The organism is Mesorhizobium sp. P2_F7 (assembly GCF_056403695.1).
This window is the reverse complement of record NZ_JBFUFA010000002.1, coordinates 719,726-744,736: the sequence shown is the minus strand read 5'-3', so window position 1 is coordinate 744,736 and position 25,011 is coordinate 719,726. Positions and strand designations below refer to the sequence as shown.

Here is a 25,011-nt window from a genome sequence, read left to right as displayed (position 1 = left end):
ATCGAAAGGACCATTGGATGGTCAGTCTCGGCGGTCTCGCCCGTAAGGTTTTCGGCTCCTCAAACGATCGCCGCGTCAAGGCGACCCGGCCGCGTGTCGAGGCGATCAACGCCATGGAAAACGAGATGCGGGCGCTGTCCGATGCCGAGCTGCAGGCTCGCACGGAGAAATTCCGCCAGGACATCGCCAACGGCGCCACCCTCGATGACCTGCTGATACCGGCCTTCGCCACCGCCCGCGAGGCGGCGCGCCGCGTGCTCGGCATGCGCCCGTTCGATGTGCAGCTGATCGGCGGCATGGTGCTGCACAATGGCGGCATCGCCGAAATGCGCACCGGCGAGGGCAAGACCCTGGTCGCCACCCTGCCGGTCTATCTCAATGCGCTTGCCGGCAAGGGCGTTCACGTCGTCACCGTCAATGACTACCTCGCCACCCGCGACTCCGAATGGATGGGCCGCGTCTACAAATTCCTCGGCCTTTCGGTCGGCGTCATCGTCCACGGTCTCTCCGACGAGGAGCGCCGCATCGCCTACGCCGCCGACGTCACCTATGCCACCAACAACGAGCTCGGCTTCGACTATCTGCGCGACAACATGAAGTACGAGCGCGCCCAGATGGTCCAGCGCGGCCACAATTACGCGATCGTCGACGAAGTCGATTCCATCCTGGTCGACGAGGCGCGCACGCCGCTGATCATTTCCGGTCCGCTCGAGGACCGTTCGGAAATGTACAACACCATCGACGCCTTCATGCTGCAGCTCGGCACGGTCGACTACGAGATCGACGAGAAGCAGAAGACCTCGATCTTCACCGAGGAAGGCACCGAGAAGCTGGAAAACCTGCTGCGCGCGGCCGGCCTGCTCAAGGGCGAGTCGCTCTATGACGTCGAGAACGTCGCCATCGTTCACCACGTCAACAACGCGCTTAAGGCGCACCGGCTGTTCCAGAAGGACAAGGACTACATCGTCCGTAACGACGAGATCGTCATCATCGACGAATTCACCGGCCGCATGATGCCGGGACGCCGCTATTCGGAAGGCCTGCACCAGGCGCTCGAAGCCAAGGAGCATGTGGCGATCCAGCCGGAAAACCAGACGCTGGCCTCGGTTACCTTCCAGAACTATTTCCGCCTCTACAAGAAGCTGTCCGGCATGACCGGCACGGCGCTGACCGAGGCCGAGGAATTCGGCAACATTTACGGCCTCGAAGTCACCGAGATCCCGACCAATCTGCCGGTTATCCGCAAGGATGAGGACGACGAGGTCTACCGGACGGTCGAGGAGAAGTACAAGGCGATCGTCAAGGAAATCAAGGAAGCGCGCGCCAAGGGCCAGCCGACGCTGGTCGGCACCACATCCATTGAAAAATCCGAGCAGCTGGCCGAGCGCCTGCGCAAGGAAGGCTTCAAGGATTTCGAGGTGCTGAACGCCCGCCACCACGAGCGCGAGGCGGCCATCGTCGCCCAGGCCGGCAAGCCCGGCGCCATCACCATCGCCACCAACATGGCGGGACGCGGCACCGACATCAAGCTTGGCGGCAACGCCGAGATGCGCATCGAGGACGAACTGGGCGACATGCCCGCCGGCCCCGAGCGCGAGGCGCGCGAAAAGGAAATCAACGCCGATGTCGAGCGCCTGAAGGACAAGGCGCTGGCCGCCGGCGGCCTCTACGTGCTCGCCACCGAGCGCCATGAATCGCGCCGCATCGACAACCAGCTGCGCGGCCGTTCCGGCCGCCAGGGCGACCCCGGCCGTTCGAAATTCTTCCTGTCGCTGCAGGACGATCTGATGCGCATCTTCGGGTCCGAGCGCATGGACGGCATGCTGCAGAAGCTCGGCCTCAAGGAAGATGAGGCGATCATCCATCCGTGGATCAACAAGGCGCTGGAAAAGGCGCAGAAGAAGGTCGAAGCGCGCAACTTCGACATCCGCAAGAACCTGTTGAAATACGACGACGTCTCGAACGACCAGCGCAAGGTGGTGTTCGAGCAGCGCATCGAATTGATGGACGGCGAAGGCCTCTCGGAGACGATCGCCGAGATGCGCGAAGGTGTCATCGAGGAGATCGTCACCAAGAACATCCCCGAAAACGCCTATGCCGAGCAGTGGAACGTCGCCGGCCTCAAGTCCGAGGTCGCCGAATTCCTCAATCTCGACCTGCCGGTCGAGGACTGGGTCAAGGAAGAAGGCATTGCCGAGGACGACATCCGCGAGCGCCTGACCGAAGCCGCCGACGCCGCCGCCAAGGAGCGCGCCGAGCGCTTCGGCCCCGACGTGATGAGCTATGTCGAACGCTCGGTGGTGCTGCAGACGCTCGACCATCTGTGGCGCGAGCACATCGTCAATCTCGACCATCTGCGTTCGGTCGTCGGCTTCCGCGGCTACGCCCAGCGCGATCCGCTGCAGGAATACAAGGGCGAGGCGTTCGAGCTGTTCCAGGCGCTGCTCGGCAATCTGCGCCAGGCCGTCACCGCGCAATTGATGCGCGTCGAACTGGTTCGCCAGGCCGCCGAAGCGCCGCCGCCCGAGGCGCCCGACATGTTCGGCAGCCACATTGACGGCACCACCGGCGAGGACGATTTCGGCGGCGGCGAGACCGCGCTTCTGGTCCGCCAGGAGAGCAACGCCATCGTCGCTCCCGAAGACCGCGACCCGAACAACCAGGCGACATGGGGCAAGGTCGGCCGCAACGAAGCCTGCCCCTGCGGCTCCGGCAAGAAATACAAACACTGCCACGGCGCGTTTGCCTGATTTCGACCGCTAGACTAGGGTGTCGGGGCCGGTTATGGGCCGGCCCCGATTTTTGAAGGCAGGCGGCGTCAACTGCGAAGGAACGTCAGCAGATCGGCATTCAGTCGGTCCTTATCGACGTGAAGCAAGCCGTGGGACCCACCCTCGTAAACCACGAGCTTGGCCTGCGGCATGAGCTTGGCGGTCAGGTTCCCGGAGATCTCCAGCGGGACGATCTGATCGTCGCTGCCGTGCACCACAAGCGCGGGGACAGTGATCTTCTTGAGGTCCTCGCGGAAATCGGTTTCCGAGAAGGCACCAAGTGCGTGATAGGCGGCGAGCAGCCCGGTTGCCTGTCCCTGCCGCCAGTAGTTTCGCCGCAAGCCCTCGGAGATCTTCGCGCCCGGCCGGTTGAAGCTGTAGTACGGCATGGTGACGTCGAGATTCCATTGCGAACGGTCAGCCTGCACAGCCGCGCGAAAACCGTCGAACACCTCCTTGGGCGCCCCCGTCGGATTGGTCTCGGTCTTGAGCAGGAATGGCGTCACCGCGGAGACAAAGGCGGCCTTGGCGACGCGGCCCTGGCCATGGCGTCCGACATAACGGGCGACTTCGCCGCCGCCCATCGAATGACCAATGAAGGTCGCCTCGCGGAGGTCGAGCGCATTGACCAGTTGTGCCAGATCGTCGGCGAACGTGTCGTAATCGTAACCGTTCGCCGGCTGGCTTGACCGTCCGAAGCCACGACGGTCATGGGCGATGACCCGATAGCCGTTCTGCAGCAGGAAGAACATCTGGTCCTCCCATGCATCGGAGGAGAGTGGATAGCCGTGGCTGAAGACGACTGCCGGTCCCGTGCCCCAATCCTTGTAGTAGAGGCTGGTGCCGTCCTTGGTGGTCAGATGGTTCGCTGTCGGCTCGCCGGCATTTGCCGGCACCAGGGTTTTTGCACCGGCAGCACCGGCGCTGGCAGCGGCAACGCCGACGCCAGCGGCGACGCCTTTCAAGAGGTTGCGCCGGAAAGCGCTGTCAGGTGTCGAGATCGTGGACATGGTGAACTCCGTGAAAAGAGGCCGCTTGCGGCGGCGGGATTGGTGAATGGTCGGGAGAAGAACCGGTCTGCCCGGTGGTTGGCAGAAAAGTTCGGAGTGGAATCAGAAGCCGGGGCGATCAAGGATTGTCATGAAAGGTCCTTTAGCTGTCTATCGATAGGTAGGTAACGACACAGCAGTTAGGCCTTTCCTTTCTCTGCGTCAACAACTATCTATCGAGTGGTAGACAGAGGATGAAGATGGCTAAAACGAAAACTGACATGCGCGAGGCGGTTATGGCGGCCGCAAAAGCGACAGTGCAGGCGCATGGCTACAACGCCCTCAGCTTTCGCGAGCTTGCCAAAGAGGTCGGGATCAAGAGCGCCAGCGTGCACTATCACTTCCCCACCAAAGGCGACCTGGGGGCCGCGCTGGCGCGTCGCTATACCGAGGATGGGGCCAACTATCTGTCGGAGCTGCTTGCAAATTCCAGCGACGCGACCTGGCGCATGGACAGATATACGGAAATCTTTCGCTCGGCGTTGGCCAATGACAATCGCATGTGCCTGTGCGGGATGATGAGCGCGGAACTCGCCGACCTTCCCACGGAGGTGCGAACCGAGGTCGACAAGTTTGCCGAGACGAATGTCGGCTGGATCACCCAGGTTCTGGCGCAGGCAAACCCTGCGGCGAGCGAGCAGGATTTGCGCGACCACGCGATGGCGATCTTCGCCGCCATCGAGGGAGCACAGCTCGTGGCGCGCGGTTGCCAGGACATCGGCATCTATGATCGAACGATCAGGGCGTATCGCGCCACCGGCCTCATGCCGTGATTGCCTGCGGCCGCGCTCGACTAGACTAGGTCGGGGGGCGCGAAGGATCGCTGACCTCTCAGTCGAAACTTTGGAACAAGCTTCTCACAACAACCCTGAATCGCGCGCTGCCGCCGTCGCTTCACCGCGCGACACCGCGTCCAGCTTGCCCAGCACGGCCGAGACATGGTGATCGACCGTTTTCGGCGAAATCGTCAACTGCTCGGCGATCCGCTTGTTGGACAGACCGCGTTCGATCAACTGCAGCACCTGCATCTGGCGCAACGTGAGGCCGGCGAGGTTCGCGCGCGTCGAGCGGCGTGGGCCGCGGGCGATGCCGCCAATGCCGCTCCTGCGCATGATTTCGCGCAGCCGCTGCGCAGCCGGCCTTGCCCCCAGGCCATCGAATATCTCCAGTGCCAGCCGCTGCCCCTCTTCGTCGCCAAGGGTGAGCGCAAGAGCGCGTTCGTATGGGGCATTCAAGTCGGCCCAGAGTGCCGAAGCCGAACGCCAGTCGCCGGTCAAAAGCAGCCGGTAGGGGGTCGCCATATCGGCAGTGTCGCCGGCCGGCATGTCGGGAGCGAGCAATGTTCGCCACAGCGCCAGTTCGCCGACATGGGCGCGCGAGCGCACCGGCGTTTCGGCGCGGGCGATCAGCGCCAGCGCCTCCTCTTTGTCGGTCAGCCCCAGCCATGCCTGCTCCGCCATCAGCGCTGCGTATGAACTCAGCATCTGCAGGTCTGCACCACTCCCGACAAACCGCGCCATTTCCGCAAACAGTGGCTCGGCCGACGGATCGCCGCGCCGCAGTCGCAGTTTCGCCAGTGCCAGCAGCGCCGGGAGCCGGCCCACCGTCGTTGTCCGCTCATTGTCGATGACGTCGGTTGCTGTCGCGGCGGCCTCGTCCCATTGGCCCTGGCGCAGCTGAACATCGGCCAGCATGCCTCTGAGATAGTCACGCCAGGTGCCGAGGTCGTTTTCGGTGCAATAGTGGATGCCGCTCTCGAGCACCGGGCGTGCCGCGTCGTAGCTCATCTGGGTGATCTCGAAACAGGCGCGGTTGGTAAAGGCGCGCGCGGCGTGCTCCTGGAAATTGCCCTGAAGTGCGATTTCAAGGCTTTGGTCGAGGCGCAGGCGTCCGGCAGCCGGATCCAGCCACTGCTCGACGCAGCCGACATTGTTGAGCGCATGCGAAGCGATGTCGGGCCGGTTCATCCGCTCGGCCAGCGCCGCCGCCTTCTCGCCATAGAAAAACGTGTCCTCCACCTTCTCCGACAGCATCGCCAGATGGGAGAGGTTCGAATAGGCCATGGCCAGTTCCGGACCGGCGGGAGCAGCTTCCAGCATCGCCACCGCTTCGGCGCCGAAGGCGGCAGCGGCGGCGCGGTCATCGCCCATTTCGCTCAGCCTCGAAAGCCATCTCAGGCTGTCGCCTTCCTTCAGCCTGTTGCCGTCGGCTTGATGCAGCCGGCGTGCCTGTTCCTGCGACGCGAGCGCGTCGGCGATCTTGCCGATGAGGTGGCATTCGAAGGCATGTCGTTCGTAGAGTTCCGCGCGTTCCGTGGCCGGCAGGCTGTCGGCCTGCTGCAAGGCGATCTCGTAGTAGCCGGCGGCATCGCGATGGGCGCCGACGCGCGACGCCTCGCGCGCCGCGATCGGCGCCAGTTCGCGCACCGCCGCCAGATTGTGCGCCTCGACCGCATGATGCACCAGACGGCCCGTGGAGACGTCGCCATTTTCGAGCAGCGCAGCCAAGGCACGCTGGTTGAACTGCCGCCTGTGCGACGTCGTCAACATCATTTCGATGGCGCGCCGCGCAATGTCGTGGCGGAAGGCGTAGCCGTCGCCGAGATCGTCGAGCAGGCCGTTGGCGACGCATTCGGCCAGCTGGCCGGCGCTGGCCACGCCGCACAGGCCCTGCAAGGCCCAGGCGTCGGCGCGACGCGGAAACACCGACACCGCGTCGAGCATTGCGCGAGCCCCTGGCGACAGCCGCTCAGCCCGCGCCAGCACCGCGTCGCGCACGCTTGCCGGCAACGCCGTTTCGTTTTCGGCGCACAGCAATTCGATGACGAAGAAAGCATTGCCTGCGGTCGCCCGGTAGATGGCGTCGCCATCGCGCCCCGCCGCATCGGCCAGCGACAGAACGGCCGCCTCGCTGAGCAGCGGCACCTCGATGCGCGCCACGCTGCCGGCCGGGATTTCGCCCAGCGCGCGGCGGACCCTGACCTGGGCTTCGCTGCGATCGTTGCGCGCGGTCACCAGGAGCAGAATCTGGGTGTTGGCGATACGCCGGCCAAGGAAGCGCACGAAATCGAGCGTCGCGTCGTCGGCCCAGTGCAGGTCTTCGATCACCAGCAGGCTCGGTCCCTTTGCCGCGAAGGCGTCGAGCGCATCTGAAAACAGCGGCAGTCTCTGCCCATGCCGGGCGTCGATGGCGCGCGGCAGTGCCCATTGCGCCTCGCGGGCCAGATCGTAGAGAGGGCCTAGCGGATCGGGGATCGACAGATCCTCGCAGGCGCTGCGCAACGTCGCCGCACTCTGCCCGACACGGGCCGCGAACGCCTCGACGAGCGCCGTCTTGCCAGCGCCAGCCTCCCCCGCCAGTACCGCGACGCGGCCATGACCGCCGATTGCATCGCCAAGCAAGGTCTCCAGTTGCTGCAGCTGCATCTGCCGTTCCAGAAGCATCATCATCGTCTCGTATGATCGGAGTTTTCCCACCATGGCGGGCCGCTCACGATAGCCCGTGAAGAGAGCGCCGCAATGTGACTTTGCACACATTGCCGTGCCTCTTCCCACAAAGAACGACGCCAATATAGGGAATCGTCCCGCCAAATATGGGGAATCGTTCCGATGCGCGGGCCGGGCCGGCGTGGTCAACGTCCAGCCGCGCTCCGATCGAGCGTGAATCAATGGAAAAGGAAGCCTTCCATGCCTCGCTATCTGATTGAACGCACATTTCCGGACGGCCTCAACATACCGATGACCGACATCGGCGCCAGCGCGGTGGGCGGCGTCGTCATGCGCAATGCCGAGAAAGGCGTCACCTGGATCCAGTCCTTCGTCACGCCCGACAAGAAGCGCAGCTTCTGCATCTACGACGCGCCCTCGCCCGAAGCGATCCGCAGCACCGCCCAGAAAAACTCGCTGCCCGTCGACAAGATCACGGAGGTGCGGGTTCTTGACCCTTACTTTTACCTCTGACCCGGCGTTCGGTCGCGACAATGATGAGCATCAAACTGCCGTTCGCGGCCATGACGAACTGCCTGATGGCCTGCCGGTCGGTGAAACCGGGCCTGTCCTGGGACATACCGGCCACTCCCTGCTCGGCCGTCTATGGCGGTTCGCGACGAAGCTGCCTGCGTATCTGTCTGAAAGGCGGCGCCTGCCCCCGGAAGGCGATTATCTGAGGCGTGACATCGGGCTCTCGGAACGGGAAGTGCCGCAGGAATATTGGCAATACTACTTTTGGGATCGTTGATTTTGCACGGGGTTTTAGCGGCGCCGGAAGCTCGGCAACCGGAGTTGCATAACCATCCCATGAACCGGGACGGACAAGCCCTCTCACCCAATCCTTAAACCAACGCCGCTGGCGTTTCGGCAGGCCCGACCGGTCGCCGTCGCCTCAAGCGCCAACAAACGAATGGAATGACCATGACCATAACTCTTTGGACGACACGCTTCGCGGCCCTGGCCGCCATCTCGATCGCGGCCGGTGCCGCCGCCCAGGCGCACGACGCCAATGCGCTGGCCGAAAAGGTGCGCGCCGCCAACAGCCGTTTCGAAAATGTGGCGGCTGCCACAGCCGAAGGTTACGCCCCGATCCCTTGCGCCAGCGGCATCACCGGCGGCGCGATGGGCATCCACTATGTCAACGGCGCCTATCTCAAGGACGATGCCGTCGATGTCGCCAAGCCCGAGGCGGTGATGTACGAGCCGATGGCCGACGGCAGCCTGAAGCTGATAGCGGTCGAATACATCACCTCGAAGGGCCCGGCCTCGCTCGAAGGCCAGCTGTTCAACTTCAACAGCGCCCCCAACCGCTACGGCCTCGGCCCGTTCTACGAACTGCATGTCTGGGCCTGGAAACAGAACCCGACCGGCGCCTTCGCTGACATGAACCCGAACGTGTCCTGCGACGCGATGAAGGGGATGTAACGCTCCCCTTGTAGCACCTCGGGCACCGGACGCATCCGGTGCCCGGCCTTCCCCCCTTGGCGGGGGGAGGGGCGAGCGAACCGCCGACCGGCTCCCCAGTCTTCCCCGGCGTTCGCTCGCCTTTCGTTTTGCCACCGGCATACGATTGACGTACCTTGCACATGCGACTGTCCTTGGCAGCTCGGCGTACCCGCACCTGCCCACGCTTTCTTAAGGTGTTTCGGCTACACCGAAACCTTGGGAACAGGCGGAAAACGGAGAGACATCGGGGTGCGCTTTTCCGCGGCGACGACGGCCGGGCGGTTCTTGCCACAGCGCTTGGCGCTGCGCATGGGGCCGTTGCTTGGGCGCATCGATGCGGTGCTGTTCACCGCCGACGAGCGCGGCGAAGCCGGGCGCATGTCGCTCATCGCCTTTGCCATCCGCATCGTCAGCGCCGTCATCGCCTTCATCAGCCAGGTGCTGATGGCGCGCTGGATGGGCTCGTTCGAATACGGCATTTTCGTCCTCGTCTGGGTGACGATGGTCATCGTCGGCAATCTTGCCTGCCTCGGCTTCCACACCTCCGTCATCCGCTTCATCCCCGAATACCGCGAACGCAACATGCTGGACGAGTTGCGCGGCATCGTGGTCGCCAGCCGCCTGTTCGTGCTGATCGCCTCGACCGTAATCGCCGGCCTTGGCGCACTGGGCGTCTGGCTGTGCGCGGACTGGATCGAGAGCTACTATGTCATCCCGTTCATCCTCGGCCTGTTCTGCCTGCCGATGATTGCCATGGGCGACCTGCTGCAAGGCCAGTCGCGGGCCAATTCCTGGGCGCTGTTTGCATTGTCGCCGACCTATCTGGTGCGGCCGGTGCTGATCCTGGCGTTGATGGCGCTGATGCTGGCGATGGGCTATGCGCCCGACGCCCGGACCGCGATCTTCGCCTCGATCGCCGCCACCTACGCCACCACGCTCGGTCAGCTCATCGGCGTCACCCTGCGCATGGGCAAGAACATCCCGACCGGACCGATGAAGGTGCATTTTGCCGAGTGGTTCATCGTCTCGCTGCCGATCTTCCTGGTCGAGAGCTTTTTCTTCCTGCTCACCAACGCCGATGTGCTGATGGTCGGCGCCTATCTGCAACCCAACGACGTCGCCGTCTATTTCGCCACCGTCAAGACGCTGGCGCTGGTGCATTTCGTCTACTTCTCTGTCAAGGCCGGCGTTGCCCAGCGCTATGCGCAATTCACCCATGGCGAGCCGGAGAAGCTCGCCGCCTTTGCCCGTGAGACCGTGTCGTGGACGTTCTGGCCGTCGCTGCTGATGGCGCTGCTGGTGCTGGCGCTCGGCGAGCCGATGCTGGTGCTGTTCGGCCCCGAATTCACCGCCGGCTATCCGCTGCTGTTCCTGCTGGTGTTCGGTGTCGTGGCGCGCGCCGCTGTCGGCCCGTGCGAAAGCCTTTTGACGATGAGCGGCAACCAGAACATCTGCGCCGCCGTGTACGCCATGACGCTGGCCTTCAACATCGGCCTCAACATAGTGCTGATCCCGCTCTTCGGCCTGTGGGGGGCCGCGATCGCCACCAGCCTTGCCATGGTCTTCGAGGCCAGTGCTCTGTCCTTCACCGTCTGGCGCAAGCTTGGTATCGTCATGCTGATCTTCGTTCCCGCAGCCAAGAGAGCCGCCTGATGGCCGCCATCCCGTTGATCGAGGAAACCAGTGGCGGTCCCGCCGGCGCCATGGTGTCGGGCCTTGCCGGCCTGGCGCGCGACGCGGATCCGGCGCATCTCGAGATCCTCGCCAACAACCGGCCGCAGCGCAAGCTGGCGATCTATCCCGCCTCGGCCGGCTTCGAACTGGTCGAAGAACTCGACTATCTGTGCACCCGCACGATCGAACCGAACGTCTTCTTCAACCCGCGCTTCCTGGCGCCGGCCATGCCCCGGCTGGAGGATCGCGAGGTCAAGCTGGCGGTGATCCGCGACGGCGACGAATACCGCAACCGCCTGCGCCTGCTGGTGCCGTTCTCGGTCGAACGGCCGGCGATTCCACTCGGCGTTCCCGTCATGCGCACATGGTCGAGCCCGTTCGGCCCGATCGGCACGCCGCTGGTCGACCACGACGACCCGATCGGCGTCGTCGAGGACTTCTTCGGCATGCTGTCACGGCCGCACCTGAAGCTGCCGAAAGTCTTCGTGCTGCCCGACATGCGGCTCGACGGCCCGTTGGCCAGCGTGCTTGCCACCGTTGCCGAGACGCGCGGCCTGACAATGGTCACCACCGGCAAGGCGGACCGGCCGGTGCTCGAAAGTACGCTCGACGGCGAGGCCTATCTGAAGGCATCGCTGCGCGCGCATCACCATCGCGAATTCCGCCGCCTGAAGCGGCGCCTGGGCGATCTCGGCAAACTGGAACATGTCGTGGCGCGCGGTCCGGACGAAATCCGCCATGCCATCGAAAGTTTTCTGACGCTGGAAGCGTCCGGCTGGAAAGGCCGCGAGCGCACCGCCATGGCCATCGACCGCTTCCGCGCCGCTTTCGCCCGCGAGGCCGTACACCGGTTGGCTGAACACGACATGTGTCGCATCCATTCGCTGACGCTGGACGGCCGCACCATCGCCTGCCTGGTGGTCTTCGTGGAAGCCGGCGTCGCCTACACCTGGAAGACCGCCTATGACGAGACGCTGGCGACCTATTCGCCGGGCACGCTGCTGATGATCGAGGTGACCAAACAGCATCTCGACGACCCCAACATCATGATGACCGATTCCTGCGCCGTACCCGACCATCCGGTGATGAGCCGGCTGTGGAGCGAGCGCAAGCCGATGGGCTCGCTGGTGATCGGGCTGACGCCGGATGCCGACCGCCTCGCCCGCCAGGCCGCCTCGCAGCTGCACCTCTACCGCGAGACCCGCAACATGGCCCGCCTGCTGCGCAACCGCATGAAGAGTTTGCTGGGACGGCGCTGAGCCGTGTACCCCGCGGGAAGCATTGAGAAAAGCCACTGGATCGGCGGCAAAACCCAAGCTATGGGTCGCGGCGGCAATTTCGGCCGGCCTTCACGACAAGCCATCCTGATGATCAGAACCTTTTTGCGTCACACCGGTCCCTGTGCGGCAGTCCTGCTGCTTGCACTGCTGCCCGTTCGCGCCTGGGCGGGTAGCTGTCCCGAGGATTGCAGCGAGCCCGCGCCGGCCGTCAACATCTACAGCCACACCGGCGCCGGCCATCTCAGCCCGGCCACGCTGGGCGCGCTGCCGCGCGTCTATGTGCCGAACCGCTCCTCCAACAGCGTCACGGTGATCGACACGTTGACCTTGAAGGAAGTCGACCGGTTCTCCGTCGGCAGCAAACCGCAGCACGTCGTGCCCTCGTGGGACTTGAAGACGCTCTGGGTCGCCAACAATGGCACCGGCAAGAACGGCAGCCTGACGCCGGTCGACCCGATGACCGGCAAGCCCGGCCCGCAGATTGCCGTGGACGATCCCTATAATTTGTATTTCATGCCGGACGGCAGCGCGGCCATCGTCGTCGACGAAGCCCTGGAGCAGCTCGATTTCCGCGATCCCCAGACCATGGCGCTGAAGTCGACCCTGCCCACGCCCAACTGCCCCGGCATCAACCACGCCGATTTCTCGGTCGATGGCTCCTATGCGATCTTCACCTGCGAATACGGCAATGGCGGAGTGACCAAGATCGACCTGAAGAACCAGAAGGTGCTTGGCCATCTCGACTTCTCGAAAATGGGCATGCCGCAGGACATCCGCCTCTCCCCCGACGGCAAGGTGTTCTACGTCGCCGACATGATGAATGACGGTGTCTTCCTGGTCGACGGCGACAGTTTCAAGGAGATCGGCTTCATCCCCACCGGCATCGGCGCCCATGGCTTCGTCGTCAGCCGCGACGGCAAGCGGCTTTACGTCTCGAACCGCGGCTCGCACAAAATGGAGCAGGGCAAGGCGAAGGGACCGGGCAGCGTAACGGTGATCGACTTCGCCACCCGCGCGGTCGTCACGCAATGGCCGATCCCCGGCGGCGGCAGCCCCGACATGGGCAATGTCAGCGCCGACGGCAAACAACTATGGCTGTCCGGCCGCTTCGACAGTGCCGCCTACATGATCGACACGACATCCGGCGCCGTGACCAAATTCCGCGTCGGCGCCGAACCGCACGGCCTGACGGTCTGGCCGCAGCCGGGACGGTATTCGCAGGGCCATACGGGGAATATGCGGTAGGGTGCGTCTGCTCTGCCTTTTCTATCGGCGGCTGCTGCCATGGGCTTTATCGTGGCCCTGATGCTGGACCGGCTATGGATGAATGTCATCGTCCCGCTTCGGGACGTCGCCTGGCCGGCCGCGACGCGCAGCAGAGGGCATCGTCCAACCGCGACGATCACTCCGGCACGCCGGAGATGCCCAGCGCCTCGACGTAACGCTCGGCGAACACCTTGTCCCGCCACGGGTTGATCTGTCTCTGCAGCCTGAGCGTGTAGGTCGGGAACGCCTCCATCAGACGCCGCGCCGCCGCCTGCGCCTCGTCCGGCCGGTTGAGTTTGACCAGCGCCATGATCACCACCCGGTGGGAGGTGCCGTAGTTCGGCATCTCCTGCAGCGCGCGTGCTCCCCATGCCAGCGCTTCCTCATAGCGCTCGAGCATCAGGTAGCTCATGCCGATGCCGGAGAGCGCGATGCCCTTCTCCGGGTCGACCGGGCTCAGCCGCATTGCCCTGTGAAAGTGCTCGATCGCGACGAGCGGGCGGCTGGAATGTGCGTTCACCCAGCCGCTGCTCGTATGGCCCTGCGCCGAATTGGGGTTGAGCAGCAGGGATCGTTCTATCGTGCCCAGCGCCATCTCGTAGTCCTTCGCGCTGTAGGCGAGCACCTGCGCGGCGAAGCGTAGGCTCGTAGGGTCGTCGCGCGCTTCGGCCAGTACCTCGCGCGCCATGCGCACGGCGACCCGGCCATCGTCGGGCTCATGCCAGCACTGGCTCACGGATACGCTGCGGATATAGGCGCCGAGCCCCTTTGCCAGATTGAAGCCAGGGTCGATGCTGAGCGCCTCGTTGGTGAGCCGGCGCACGTCGGCAAAGCCTTCGCGCGTCATGCTGTAGAAGCGCGGCAGCGCGCGAAGATAGAGGTCATAGGCGCTGATGTAGTCGGTCGGCTTCATGCGCGCCTGCTTGATCTGCTCCAGCCGGATGCTCGGCTCGACAGCGCCGACGACGCTCTCGGTCACCTTGTCCTGCAGGTCGAAGATGTCGCTCACGTCGCCCTCGAAGCGGTCGGCCCAGACATGGTGTCCGCTGATCGCATCCACCAGCTGCCCACTGATGCGCACCCGTGATCCTGCTCTGCGGATGCTGCCTTCGAGCACGTAGCGGACGCCCAGCTCTCGCCCGACCTGGCGCAGGTCCACCGCCCGGCCCTTGTAGGTGAAGGACGAGTTGCGGGCGATCACGAAGAAGGAGTTCACCCGGCTCAATCCCGTGATGATGTCCTCTACCAGCCCATCGGCAAAGTATTCCTGGTCGGGGTCTCCGCTCATGTTGGTGAAAGGCAGGACCGCGATCGAGGGCTTCTCGGGCAGGGCAGGCGGCGCCGCCACCGAGGCGCTGGCGTCGGTCTCGACGCGATAGGCGCGCACAGGCCGCTCGATGTTCTTGAGGCGCAGTTCGCCGAGCGGCGTGAAGCCGAAGTCGAGCTTGCCCTGAAGGTGGTCGTAGGCCGTGCCCGAGACGATCACGGTGCCCGGATCGGCGATGCTTTCGAGTCGGGCGGCGATGTTGACCCCGTCGCCGTAAAGGTCGCCGTCCTCCTCGCAGACCACGTCGCCGAGATTGACGCCGATGCGGAAGCGAATCCGCTCGTCGTTGGGCGTCTCCGCCTCATGTTCTGCCAGAGCCTGCTGGATCGCCATCGCCGAGGTCACCGCGTTAACGACGCTCGCGAACTCGCACAGCATGCCATCGCCGGTGAGCTTGACGATCCGACCATGGTGCCCGGAGACCAGTGGTTCGAGGAGGTCCTTGCGGTAGATTTTCAATCGCTCGAGCGTGCCGCGCTCGTCGCGCTCCGTCAGGCGCGAATAGCCGACCACGTCGCAAGCCAGAATCGCTGCGAGGTGGCGCTGCGTGGCTATTGTACCGCTCAGCCGAGCGCCTGCACGGGAACCGCCCCGCGTCGATGTCCCGCCAACCTCCAGACGCCTCACGTGCATGGTATCCCATCTCTCCCTGTCTCCGCCCGTTGCCGACACAGAACGGAGAAACGCAGCTTGACGTTGCCTTCACGAGATTTCGCTATGCGCTTGCCAGGCGGGAGCGTTCCAGTCGAGGCTAACAGCCAGCCGACGACACGCTCACGCAGCCTCTGGGGACGCTGACACGCCACTCCCAGAAGGCTGGAGATATTTCCTGTTTTTGTAACCGGCTGACGTCACCGTGGCGGTGCTTTTGTATCGGGCATCACCCCAGACGCTTGCGCTTGGAGGGTGATGAGGTCGGCAAGTGGGCTAAGCCGGACTGGTCAATCTGATGACGGATGCCTTCGCCCTGTCGGCCAAGGCACAGGCTCGACGCGACCCCTCATAGTGGGTGCCAATACTGGAAATTCCAGGAGAGAATTGGTGCCCCTAGCCGGAATCGAACCAGCACTCCTTGCGGAACTCGATTTTGAGTCGAGCGCGTCTACCAATTCCGCCATAGGGGCTCAGGCCGCAGGGCCTGGATGGGCGCGGACTATACGGTTGGAGGCCTGTTCGTCAACTGGCCAAATGCGCCGCCCCGCCCTGCTTGCGGCAAAAGCCCGCCTTTCGGTTTCCTGAAGCTCCTGCCATTGTGCGGCGCGGAAAATCTTTCTAGACAGGCCCGTATCAAAGCGCGTTGCGTCTGGGCGACATGCATTAGGAGAGCCGATGCTTCGCGGACTTTACGACTGGACCTTGTCGCTTGCGGCCCGCAAATCCGCCGAATGGTGGCTGGCCTTCATCGCCTTCGTCGAAAGCTCGGTGTTTTTCATACCTGCCGACGTCCTGTACCTGCCCATGGCATTGGCGCGGCCTGAACGCGCCTATCGCTACGCGCTGACCGCCACCGTTGCGTCGGTGCTGGGCGGCATTGCCGGCTGGCTGATCGGATACTATGCCTACGACACGATAGCGCGGCCGATGCTGGAGCACTTCGGCGGCCTCGACACGTTCGAGAGGTGGCAGTCGTCCGGCACCGGGCTGATGCTGGTGCTGCTCGTCACATCCGGTGCTGCCCACCTGCCGCCGATGAAGGTGGTCACCATTCTGGCCGGCGCCCTTCACGTCAATCTTTTTGTCTTCATCGTCTCGGCCATCCTGGCGCGCGGCGCTCGCTTCCTGCTTCTTGCCTGGCTGCTGCGCCGCTATGGCGAGGAGATCAAGGAATTCATCGAGAAGCGTTTGGGATTGATCGTCGGCGCCGGCGCCGCCGCCCTGATTTTGCTCTATATCGTGGTCAAATACGCGTTCTGACCGCCCAAGGCGGGCGGTGGTTCAGGACTATGCCGGCGGACGGCGAATTCAACGGACGAAACATGACAGCTACGATGACAGCCGACACCGGACGCCAGCGGACGCGCACCGCCTTGTTTCTCGCCGTCGCCATGGCCGCCACGGTCGGCTCCGCGCTCGCCTTCCAGCACGTTGGCGGTTACATCCCCTGCCATCTCTGCCTAGAGCAGCGCACGCCCTACTATATCGGCGCGCCGCTGATGCTGCTGGCCGTGATTGCCTCGATGCTCAGCGCGCCCGCCTGGCTGACGCGCGGCCTGCTCGCCATTGGCGGCCTGCTGATGCTCTACGGGCTTTATCTCGGCGTCTATCACTCGGGCGTCGAATGGGCCTGGTGGCAAGGTCCGGCCGACTGCACCGCCGGCGCCGGCCCGGTCGACACCGGCGGCAAGGGCGTGCTCGACGCGCTCGACAAATTCGTGCCGCCGTCCTGCGACAAGGCAGCCCTTCGCATCCTCGGCCTGTCGCTGGCCGGCTGGAACGCCATCGCCAGCTTCATCCTCGCCGCCGTCGCCTTCCGCGGCGCCTTGGCGAGAGACTGATCAAGCGCGACGCAGAGTTCGTCCAGAAATTTGTCAGGCTGAGTCGGATGGCGCGGCGTTCGAGAACCGGAGCGGAGCGTACTTGAGTACGTGAGCACCGGAAGCGCAGAAAGCTGCGTCAGGCGGCCAGCATGGCGGATTTCTGCCGAACTCTATGGCTCCAGTTCGACATCCCAGTAAAGATAATCCATCCAGCTTTCATGCAGATGGTTGGGCGGGAACAGGCGACCGTTGTTGTGCAGATCGTGCACCGTCGGTTGGTAGGGCTTCTGCAGCGGCCACATCTTGGCGTGCGCCGGCATCATGCCGCCCTTCCTGAGATTGCAGGGCGAACAGGCGGCAACGACATTTTCCCATGTCGTCGCCCCGCCGCGATGGCGCGGGATAACGTGGTCGAAGGTCAGATCCTCGGGCGTGCCGCAATACTGGCACTGGAAGCGGTCCCGCAGGAAGACGTTGAAGCGGGTGAACGCCGGATGCCTCGACGGCTTCACATAGGCCTTCAGGCTGACGACGCTGGGCAGCTTCATCGAGAAGGTCGGCGAAGACACCGCGTGCTCGTATTCGGCGACGATGTTGACCCGGTCGAGGAACACCGCCTTGATGGCGTCCTGCCAGGACCAGAGCGACAAGGGGTAATAGCTGAGCGGACGGTAATCCGCATTCAGCACCAGCGCAGGAAGCCCATCCGGAGATACGGCAACCGTCACCTTGTTGACCTCCTCGTTCTAGAACCGATCGGCGCGGATACTGTAAGCCCGACATGACAGGGATGTGAAGCGGATTGTCGCTCGTCAAAAGCGGCAAAAATGCAGAATTTTCATGCTTTTTTGCGGTTTCAGGCCGGTGGCGCGGCGTCCCTGCCCCTGGTTTCGCGATAATAGGACCAGAAAAGCCGCGATGCGACACCTCGCCACGGGCTCCATGATTCGGCCAGAGCGATGAGTGTTTTCTCCGGCGGACGCGGTTCGATGCCCAGCGCATGGCCGACCGCGCTCTGCAGCGCGACGTCGCGCGCGGGGAAAATATCGGGGTGACCGGCGGCAAAGAGAAGATAGACTTCCGCCGTCCACGGACCGATGCCCGGCACCGCTGTCATCGAAGCGATCGCCTCTTCGGCGTCGAGCGAGCAAAGGTGATGCAGGTCAAGCCCGTCGACCACGGCCTGGGCAACCGCGATCAGGCCGCGCTGCTTTGGCCGCGACAGCCCGGCCTCGCGAAACATGTCCTCGCTGGCGGCAAGGATCGCTTGCGGCGTCAACGGATCGACCAGTTTGACCAGCCGGCCGAAAATGGCATCGGCGCTGGCGCGGGAGACCTGCTGCGAGACGATGATCGAGGCAAGGCTTTTGAAGCCTGGCTCCGACAGCCGCAGCGGCACTTCGCCGGCCATGCCACGCACCTTTTCCAGCCGCGGATCGATTGTGCAAAGCGCATCCAGCCCCCGCGCAATGTCGTCCAGTGTCGCGATGCGTTGCATAGTATCCTTGTCCGCCGATGAGCAGCAAAGTAGCAATTGGCAAAACCGCTGCACAACCCGATTGCCACCTGAGACATGACGCTCCTGACATTTCGCTTCGCGCCGAGCCCGAATGGCGAACTGCATCTCGGCCATGCCTATTCGGCGCTGCTCAACCAGCGGCTGGCGCGCGCCGCCGGCGGCCGCCTGCTGCTGCGCATCGAGGACATCGACACGACGCGCTGCACGCCGGAGTTCGAGGCCGGCATTTTTCGCGACCTCGAATGGCTGGGTCTCGAATGGGAACGACCGGTGCGGCGTCAGGCCAAGCATTTCGCCGACTATCAGGCCGTGCTCGACCGGCTGATCCGCGAAGAGCTCGTCTACCCCGCCTTCATGAGCCGTGGCGAGATCAGGGCCTTCATCGCCGACAGTGAAAAGCGCGGCCGCGACTGGCCGCGCGACCCGGACGGCGTGCCGCTCTATCCCGCCGCCGACAAGGCGCTGCCGATCAGCGAACGCCACCGGCGGATCGCCGACAATGCGCCCTTCGCCTGGCGCCTCGACGTCGAAGCGGCACGGGCACGCCTCGGCACGGATTTGTCCTGGCGCGAGTTCACCGACGAGACGTTGTCGGCGACGCAGAGTGTCGAGGCGCGTCCGCAGGACTGGGGCGACGTCATCCTGGCCCGCCGCGACATCCCGATCAGCTATCACCTGGCCGTCGTCGTCGACGACGCGCTGCAAGGCGTCAGCCATGTCGTACGCGGCCAGGATCTGTATTCGGCGACCGGCATCCAGCGCCTGCTGCAGGAACTGCTCGGTCTCGGCGAGCCGGACTATTTCCACCACCGACTGGTACTTGGACCAGATGGGCGTAAATTGTCGAAGAGTTTTGGCGATACCGGCATCGCCGCGCTCAGGCAGGCCGGCGCTTCGCCGGACGATGTCAGGCGGCTCGTCGGTCTCTAGCTATAACCGTGCCAGCCCCGCCTTGAGCAGCGCCAACGCGCCGATAAACGCGAAGGCGCCGCCCAGTCCCCAGGCAACCGCGAGCTTCAGATCTCTAAGGACGATGCCATGCTCGTTCGCGACCATGATCGCGACGAAAAAACCAAGTGTGAACAGCAGCGTGTTGCCGGTCGACCCAAAACCGTCCTCCTGCATGATGGCGTCGAGCGCTGAGCCGAAGAAGAAACCGAACACGGCCACGCTTGCGACCGTCATCAACAGCCAGCTTGTGTCGAGATGCAACAGCATGCGCGCTTCCCTGTCGAAGCCGAAACGCCGTGTCGCCGGATCGGTCGACAGAAGTCGATTGCCCCGACGCCGCCCTTTGAATTCGGCCACCCATTACATTCCAATAAGCTTATGGATCAATTGTTTAGCTTTGCTTGCCGGATTGAACCGCATTAGAGCAATTGCCGTAGTTGACTCTTCACCCAATCGGGCCTCCTCCCCGGACACGAAACGGCTTCCCCCAAAATGCACAGTCTCAAGCGGTTCATCCCCGCCTCCTTCGTCGTCCTGTGGGCGACCGGCTTCATCGGCGCACGCTATGCCATGCCTTGGGCGGAACCCTTCACTTTCCTGGCGGTGCGCTTTGTCATCGCCGCCTTGCTGCTCGCCGGCCTGATGCTCGTGTTTGGCTCGAAGCGAGCCACAAGGGCCGAAGCGCTTCACGCCACCGTCGCCGGCATCCTCATGCATGGCGTCTATCTCGGCGCGGTGTTCTGGGCGATCCACAGAGGCATGCCGGCCGGGCTTTCGGCGCTGATTGTCGGCCTGCAGCCGCTGATCACCGCCGTGCTTGCCGGCAAGTTTCTCGGCGAGGCCATCCTGCCGCGGCACTGGGCCGGTCTGGCCGTCGGCCTGATAGGCGTCGTGATCGTGCTGTGGCCTAAGCTCGGCGCGCTCGGCGGCGGCGTTACGCCGGAAACGCTGACCGCTTCGCTGGTCTCAGTGCTGGGCATGAGCGCCGGCACCATCTGGCAGAAGCGCTATGCCTCGGGCGGCGACCTGGTGGCGGCGACGATGTGGCAGTATATCGGCGGCGGCGCGCTGATGATCCTGGCCTCGCTAGCCCTCGAGACCCGTACGGTCGTCATCAATGGCGAGCTGATCTTTGCCATGGCCTGGCTGGTGCTGGTGCTGTCGATCGGCGCCATCTTCCTGTTGATGGTGATGATCCGCGACGGCGAGATGTCGAAGGTCGCTTCGCTGTTCTACCTGGTGCCGGCCGTCACCGCTGTGATCGCCTGGGCGCTGTTCGGTGAGCAGCTCAGCCTTGTGCAGATTGTCGGCATGGCGATCGCGACATTGGGCGTTGGGTTGGCCACGGCTCGGCCAGCCAAAGCTTAACTCCCGACCCGGGCGCGCGCTTCGAGATAGCGGCTGATCGCGGCATTCAGCTCGCCGCCGAGAATAAAGATCGCCGACAGCATGTAGAGGAAAACCACCGCGATCATGATCGAGGCGAGCCCCGCATAGGTCGTCACATAGGACGAGAAGTGATCGAGATAGGTGGCAAAGACGGTTGAACCGATAAGCCAAGCGGCAAGCGTGAACAGGATGCCCGGCACGATCGAGACCAGGCGGCGCTTGCCCGCCGGCAGCCAGAAATGCACGGCAAACAGCCCGCCGACAATGACGGTCGAAGCGATGACGAACCGCCACAGCGTGATCGTGCCCATATAGGGTTTGATCCCTTCGATATGGGCTTCCGCGAGCCGCGCGAGCAGCGGCGCGAACACCAGAAGGACGCTGATCGCCAGGAAACCCGCCGTGGCGATCAGCACGAAAATGATGCTCTGCACCCGGCGGTAGATGATGCCGCGCGTCTCCGCGACGCGGTAGGCGCGGTTGAGCGAGGTGCGCAGCGCCTCGATGCCGTTGGAGGCGAAATAGGCGGCAAGCAGCACGCCATAGGTCAAAAGATCGGTGCGCCGCACGGTCAGCACGTTGAGCACTTCGCGTGCGATCGGCTTGGCGATCTGCTCGGGCCAGGTGTCGAAGACCAGGTGCACGGCGGTATCGGCGAACGCCTGCGCGCCGAGGAAACTCGCCAGCGTGGTGGCAAAGATCAGGAACGGAAACAGCGCCATCAGCGAGGTGATCGCCAGATGGCTGGCCATCGCCCAGCCGTCGTCGGTGTTGAAATGGCCAAGCGCGTCATAGAGCACGCGGCGCAGCACGACGATATTCCGCATCAAGAGCCGCGTTCCCTTCGATTGTCTCGACGCCGCGAATATGGGAAGGGATTGTGGCAAATGGCAACCCTTGCTCAAACCACGATGCCGCCGGCGAAAGAGTTGCGGACCATCATCGTCACCGGCGCCTCGTCCGGAATCGGCGCTTATTGCGCCCGCGCGCTGAAGGCGGATGGCTGGCGGGTGTTCGCGACGGCGCGCAAGCGCGAAGACATCGCTGCACTCGAGGCCGACGGCATCGAGGCCTTTTATCTCGACTACCGCGAGCCGGACTCCATCGCAGCCCTTTTGGCATCGGTGCTGGAACGTACGGGCGGACGCCTCGACGCCCTGTTCAACAATGGTGCCCATGCACAGCCCGGCGCCGTCGAAGACCTGCCGGTTGCGGCATTGCGGGAGCAGTTTGAGGCCAATTTCTTCGGCTGGCACGACCTGACCCAACGCATCGTGCCAGTAATGCGCCGCCAGGGACACGGCCGCCTCGTTCATTGTTCCTCGATCCTTGGGCTGGCGCCGGTGCGCTTTCGCGGCGCCTATTCGGCCTCCAAGCACGCGCTCGAAGGGCTGATGCTGTGCATGCAGCAGGAACTTAGCGGCAGCGGCGTCCACGTCTCGCTGATCGAGCCGGGGCCGGTGACGTCGAAGATCGCCAGCAACGGGCTGTTCTGGTTCCTGAAGAACATCGACCACGAGAACTCCGTCCACCATGTCGCCTATGCGGCGCAACTGGCGCGGCTTCGGGCCGGCGGCAGCTCTTCGCGGCTGAAAAAGGGGCCGGAGGTGGTCTATGCCGCCTTGCGCCATGCACTTCTGTCGCGGCGCCCACGCCCGCACTATGTGGTAACAGTGCCGGCTAAGATCGGCGTCATGCTCAAGCGCATCCTGCCGGCATCGATGCTCTATCGCGTGCTTGCCAGGCGCGCCTGAGCGAAACGAACTGGAGCCGCCAGATGGTCACCGTCCTCAAAATCCTCGCCGTTGTAGCCATGGCCGCGGTCTTGATCGTGCTGGTTCGCGGCCTCATCAACATGATGCGCGGCGGCGACGGCGTCACCTCCAACAAGCTGATGCAGGCCCGTGTGCTATTGCAGGCCGTGGCCTTGGCGCTGATCCTGCTGGTGGTGTATTTCACCCGCAAGTGACGGCCGTTCGGGAGGCGACGTGGTCAAGCTCAACAAGATCTACACCCGCACCGGCGACGACGGCACCACCGGCCTCGGCACCGGCGAACGCCGGCTGAAATCCGACCTGCGCGTCGATGCTTATGGCACGGTCGACGAAGCCAACGCCTGCATCGGCATCGCCCGCCTGCACACCGCGGCAAGCCATCCCGCGATCGACGCCATGCTGTCCCGCATCCAGAACGACCTGTTCGATCTCGGCGCCGATCTCGCCGTTCCCGACGACGGCAAGCCGCTCGGCTATGAGCCGCTGCGCATCATCGCCTCGCAGACCGACCGCGTCGAAAAGGACATCGACCTTCTCAACAAGGAGCTTAAGCCGCTGAAATCCTTCGTGCTCAACGGCGGCTCGCCTGCGGCAGCCGCCCTTCATCTTGCCCGCACCGTGGCGCGGCGAGCCGAGCGCATCATGGTGGCGCTGGCCCAGGACCCGGCCGAGCACGTCAACCGCGAGGGCCTGAAATACATCAACCGCGTCTCCGACTTTCTGTTCGTCGCCGCCCGTGCGGTCAATGACAACGGAAATGCCGACGTGTTATGGGTGCCCGGCAAGAACCGCTGAATTTGCTCGAAAGCGGACGAGGGACCGGGGCATGTTCATCCCGCTTTACGACACCAACAGGTTGCGCCACATAAGGCTGCAATATGTGACGATCGGCCTGATCGCGGCCAACGCGCTGGTTTTTCTCATCACCACGATCGGCGGCGAAAATTTCAACAACGCCGCCGTGCTCGGCCTCGGCTTCATTCCTTCGGTCGTCCACGACACGGCCGAGCTCTCGCCCCAGTTCGTCATCATTCCGGAGAGCCTGAGCTACATCACCTATGCCTTCCTGCATGCCGATATCTTCCATCTCGGCGGCAACATGCTGTTCCTGTGGGTGTTTGGCGACAATGTCGAGGACGCGCTCGGCCACATTCGCTACCTCATCTTCTACCTGCTGTGCGCCATTGCCGGCGCCTTCTTCCAGGGACTCGTCGCCTGGAGTTCTGAAACGCCGCTGATCGGCGCCTCCGGCGCCATCGCCGGCGTCGTCGCCGCCTATCTGGTCCTCTACCCCCGGGTGAAGGTATGGGTGCTGGTCTTCGCCCGCATTCCGTTGCGCATCCCGGCCTTCATCCCGCTGATCCTGTGGATCGGCTTCCAGGTGGTGATGTTTGCCGCCGGCGGCGAAAACCAGATATCCTGGGCCTGCCATATCGGCGGCATCATTGCCGGCGGCGTGCTGGTGCTCATTATGCGCAGCCGCGGCGTGCCCTTGCTTGCCGGCGACGACGGCGAGCCCGAACCCGCCGATCAGCCCGCCGTATCCACCGCGCCGGCGCCGACCGATCCCGCACCCACGCAACCGGAGACGCGCTGGGGCCGGGGTGGCGCTTCCGGTCAGAACTGAACCGATTTGAGTGGTTTGGCCGCTGCCGTGGCATATTGACGTGTTGCGCTGCCACAACTACGGAGGACGCCACCGTTAGGCGGCAGAAGACAGGAATTCCGTCCGGCCAGAATTCCGTTTGGCCGGAATTCAGTCAGGAATGTCGGCTTTCGACAACTCTGCAGTGGCGCACGCTGCTATAGCGCGCCCGAATATCTCAGGAGAGGTGACAGGCAAATGAAGATCCTTGTGCCCGTGAAGCGGGTTGTGGATGCGAACGTCAAGGTTCGTGTGAAGGCTGATGGTTCGGCGGTGGAACTCGCCAACGTCAAGATGGCGATGAACCCGTTCGACGAAATCGCGGTGGAAGAGGCGCTGCGGCTGAAGGAAGCCGGCAAGGCCGAAGAGATCATCGTCGTGTCGATCGGCCCGCAGCAGGCGCAGGAAACCTTGCGCACCGCGCTCGCCATGGGCGCCGACCGCGCCATCCTGGTCAAGACCGACGAGCAGACCGAGCCGCTCGGCGTTGCCAAGGTGCTGAAGGGCGTCGTCGACGCGGAACAGCCCGGCCTCGTCATCCTCGGCAAGCAGGCGATCGACGACGACTCGAACCAGACCGGCCAGATGCTGGCCGCTTTGCTCGGCTGGGCACAGGGCACCTTCGCCTCCAAGGTCGTGCTCGAAGGCGACAAGGCCAAGGTGACGCGCGAAGTCGATGGCGGCCTGCAGACTGTCGAACTGAAAATGCCGGCGATCATCACCGCCGATCTGCGCCTCAACCAGCCGCGCTACGCCTCGCTGCCAAACATCATGAAAGCCAAGAAGAAGCCGCTCGACGAAAAGAGCCCGGCCGATTACGGCGCCGACGTCAAGCCGCGCCTGAAGGTGATCAAGACCGAGGAGCCCAGCGGCCGCAAGGCAGGCGTCAAGGTCAAGAGCGTCGCCGAACTGGTCGACAAGCTCAAGAACGAAGCCGGCGTTTTGTAAGCGATC

General features: G+C 64.0%; 24 protein-coding genes and 1 tRNA gene. 17 read left to right on the top strand and 8 right to left on the bottom strand.

Annotation, left to right across the window (positions count from 1 at the left end; all coding sequences use genetic code 11):
* Positions 1–17 precede the first annotated feature (17 nt).
* Entirely contained in the window at positions 18–2,750 is a 2,733-nt protein-coding gene (gene secA, locus AC1DZ8_RS09005) for a preprotein translocase subunit SecA (protein ID WP_477305588.1), read from the top strand.
* Between the two features lie 68 nt (positions 2,751–2,818).
* On the opposite strand, the gene AC1DZ8_RS09000 is transcribed toward secA, so the two are convergent.
* Positions 2,819–3,781 carry an alpha/beta fold hydrolase gene (locus tag AC1DZ8_RS09000; protein WP_477305590.1) on the bottom strand — a complete coding sequence of 321 codons (963 nt, stop codon included), beginning with the start codon at positions 3,779–3,781 and terminating at the stop codon, positions 2,819–2,821.
* A 239-nt stretch (positions 3,782–4,020) separates the two neighbouring features.
* Here AC1DZ8_RS09000 and AC1DZ8_RS08995 point away from each other — a divergent pair, with 239 nt between their 5' ends.
* Entirely contained in the window at positions 4,021–4,593 is a 573-nt protein-coding gene (locus tag AC1DZ8_RS08995; RefSeq protein WP_477305759.1) for a TetR/AcrR family transcriptional regulator, read from the top strand.
* An 84-nt stretch (positions 4,594–4,677) separates the two neighbouring features.
* Here the strand turns inward: AC1DZ8_RS08995 and AC1DZ8_RS08990 are convergent, their stop codons facing one another.
* Positions 4,678–7,266: a helix-turn-helix transcriptional regulator gene (locus AC1DZ8_RS08990; RefSeq protein ID WP_477400723.1), complete on the bottom strand. Its 2,589-nt coding sequence runs from the start codon at positions 7,264–7,266 to the stop codon at positions 4,678–4,680.
* Positions 7,267–7,506: 240 nt separating this feature from the next.
* Between AC1DZ8_RS08990 and AC1DZ8_RS08985 the strand changes: the two genes are divergently transcribed.
* The 6 genes from AC1DZ8_RS08985 (at position 7,507) to AC1DZ8_RS08960 (ending at position 12,953) form a co-directional block, all read left to right on the top strand.
* Complete coding sequence (locus AC1DZ8_RS08985; RefSeq protein ID WP_352557606.1) at positions 7,507–7,779, top strand: DUF4242 domain-containing protein; 273 nt, start codon at positions 7,507–7,509, stop codon at positions 7,777–7,779.
* Positions 7,757–8,056 carry a hypothetical protein gene (locus tag AC1DZ8_RS08980; protein ID WP_477305595.1) on the top strand — a complete coding sequence of 100 codons (300 nt, stop codon included), beginning with the start codon at positions 7,757–7,759 and terminating at the stop codon, positions 8,054–8,056. Before AC1DZ8_RS08985 ends, AC1DZ8_RS08980 begins: the two co-directional genes overlap by 23 nt.
* 173 nt (positions 8,057–8,229) lie before the next feature.
* Positions 8,230–8,733, top strand: coding sequence for a hypothetical protein (locus AC1DZ8_RS08975; RefSeq protein ID WP_477305597.1), 504 nt, complete (start codon positions 8,230–8,232; stop codon positions 8,731–8,733).
* 270 nt (positions 8,734–9,003) lie between these two features.
* On the top strand, positions 9,004–10,407 hold the full coding sequence (locus AC1DZ8_RS08970) for a lipopolysaccharide biosynthesis protein (RefSeq protein ID WP_477305599.1): 1,404 nt from the start codon (positions 9,004–9,006) through the stop codon (positions 10,405–10,407).
* Entirely contained in the window at positions 10,407–11,687 is a 1,281-nt protein-coding gene (locus AC1DZ8_RS08965) for a GNAT family N-acetyltransferase (RefSeq protein ID WP_477305601.1), read from the top strand. Before AC1DZ8_RS08970 ends, AC1DZ8_RS08965 begins: the two co-directional genes overlap by 1 nt.
* Before the next feature lie 108 nt (positions 11,688–11,795).
* A complete protein-coding gene (locus AC1DZ8_RS08960) occupies positions 11,796–12,953 on the top strand; it encodes a YncE family protein (RefSeq protein WP_477305603.1) in 1,158 nt (385 codons plus the stop codon).
* A gap of 157 nt (positions 12,954–13,110) precedes the next feature.
* On the opposite strand, the gene AC1DZ8_RS08955 is transcribed toward AC1DZ8_RS08960, so the two are convergent.
* Together AC1DZ8_RS08955 and AC1DZ8_RS08950 are read right to left on the bottom strand one after the other, a co-directional pair.
* Positions 13,111–14,934, bottom strand: a complete 1,824-nt coding sequence (locus AC1DZ8_RS08955) for an adenylate/guanylate cyclase domain-containing protein (protein ID WP_477305605.1) — start codon at positions 14,932–14,934, stop codon at positions 13,111–13,113.
* Positions 14,935–15,340: 406 nt separating this feature from the next.
* Positions 15,341–15,425 (bottom strand) — tRNA-Leu (locus tag AC1DZ8_RS08950).
* A 205-nt stretch (positions 15,426–15,630) separates the two neighbouring features.
* Here AC1DZ8_RS08950 and AC1DZ8_RS08945 point away from each other — a divergent pair.
* Both AC1DZ8_RS08945 and AC1DZ8_RS08940 read left to right on the top strand, forming a co-directional pair.
* Complete coding sequence (locus AC1DZ8_RS08945; protein WP_477305607.1) at positions 15,631–16,215, top strand: YqaA family protein; 585 nt, start codon at positions 15,631–15,633, stop codon at positions 16,213–16,215.
* 62 nt (positions 16,216–16,277) lie between these two features.
* Complete coding sequence (locus AC1DZ8_RS08940) at positions 16,278–16,796, top strand: disulfide bond formation protein B (protein WP_477305609.1); 519 nt, start codon at positions 16,278–16,280, stop codon at positions 16,794–16,796.
* Positions 16,797–16,948: 152 nt separating this feature from the next.
* On the opposite strand, the gene AC1DZ8_RS08935 is transcribed toward AC1DZ8_RS08940, so the two are convergent.
* Positions 16,949–17,506 carry an HNH endonuclease gene (locus tag AC1DZ8_RS08935; RefSeq protein ID WP_008874122.1) on the bottom strand — a complete coding sequence of 186 codons (558 nt, stop codon included), beginning with the start codon at positions 17,504–17,506 and terminating at the stop codon, positions 16,949–16,951.
* A gap of 128 nt (positions 17,507–17,634) precedes the next feature.
* Positions 17,635–18,276 carry a DNA-3-methyladenine glycosylase family protein gene (locus AC1DZ8_RS08930; RefSeq protein ID WP_477305611.1) on the bottom strand — a complete coding sequence of 214 codons (642 nt, stop codon included), beginning with the start codon at positions 18,274–18,276 and terminating at the stop codon, positions 17,635–17,637.
* 75 nt (positions 18,277–18,351) lie between these two features.
* Here AC1DZ8_RS08930 and gluQRS point away from each other — a divergent pair, with 75 nt between their 5' ends.
* On the top strand, positions 18,352–19,227 hold the full coding sequence (gene gluQRS / locus AC1DZ8_RS08925) for a tRNA glutamyl-Q(34) synthetase GluQRS (RefSeq protein WP_477305613.1): 876 nt from the start codon (positions 18,352–18,354) through the stop codon (positions 19,225–19,227).
* Here the strand turns inward: gluQRS and AC1DZ8_RS08920 are convergent, their stop codons facing one another.
* Positions 19,228–19,605, bottom strand: a complete 378-nt coding sequence (locus AC1DZ8_RS08920) for a hypothetical protein (protein WP_477305615.1) — start codon at positions 19,603–19,605, stop codon at positions 19,228–19,230. It lies immediately after the preceding gene.
* 135 nt (positions 19,606–19,740) lie between these two features.
* On the opposite strand from AC1DZ8_RS08920, the gene AC1DZ8_RS08915 reads away from it, so the two are divergent.
* Complete coding sequence (locus AC1DZ8_RS08915) at positions 19,741–20,616, top strand: DMT family transporter (protein ID WP_477400718.1); 876 nt, start codon at positions 19,741–19,743, stop codon at positions 20,614–20,616.
* Here AC1DZ8_RS08915 and AC1DZ8_RS08910 read toward each other — a convergent pair.
* Positions 20,613–21,464 (bottom strand): YihY/virulence factor BrkB family protein, encoded by an 852-nt coding sequence (locus tag AC1DZ8_RS08910; RefSeq protein ID WP_477305619.1) that lies wholly within the window; start codon positions 21,462–21,464, stop codon positions 20,613–20,615. The genes AC1DZ8_RS08915 and AC1DZ8_RS08910 overlap by 4 nt on opposite strands.
* A 60-nt stretch (positions 21,465–21,524) precedes the next feature.
* On the opposite strand from AC1DZ8_RS08910, the gene AC1DZ8_RS08905 reads away from it, so the two are divergent.
* From AC1DZ8_RS08905 to AC1DZ8_RS08885, 5 genes are all read left to right on the top strand, one after another.
* Positions 21,525–22,391, top strand: coding sequence for an SDR family oxidoreductase (locus tag AC1DZ8_RS08905; RefSeq protein WP_477305621.1), 867 nt, complete (start codon positions 21,525–21,527; stop codon positions 22,389–22,391).
* Positions 22,392–22,414: 23 nt separating this feature from the next.
* Positions 22,415–22,606 carry a twin transmembrane helix small protein gene (locus AC1DZ8_RS08900; protein WP_477305623.1) on the top strand — a complete coding sequence of 64 codons (192 nt, stop codon included), beginning with the start codon at positions 22,415–22,417 and terminating at the stop codon, positions 22,604–22,606.
* Positions 22,607–22,625: 19 nt separating this feature from the next.
* Entirely contained in the window at positions 22,626–23,207 is a 582-nt protein-coding gene (locus AC1DZ8_RS08895; RefSeq protein ID WP_477305625.1) for a cob(I)yrinic acid a,c-diamide adenosyltransferase, read from the top strand.
* 31 nt (positions 23,208–23,238) lie between these two features.
* Positions 23,239–24,039 carry a rhomboid family intramembrane serine protease gene (locus tag AC1DZ8_RS08890; RefSeq protein ID WP_477400715.1) on the top strand — a complete coding sequence of 267 codons (801 nt, stop codon included), beginning with the start codon at positions 23,239–23,241 and terminating at the stop codon, positions 24,037–24,039.
* A gap of 216 nt (positions 24,040–24,255) precedes the next feature.
* Positions 24,256–25,005: an electron transfer flavoprotein subunit beta/FixA family protein gene (locus tag AC1DZ8_RS08885; RefSeq protein ID WP_477305629.1), complete on the top strand. Its 750-nt coding sequence runs from the start codon at positions 24,256–24,258 to the stop codon at positions 25,003–25,005.
* Positions 25,006–25,011: the final 6 nt, after the last annotated feature.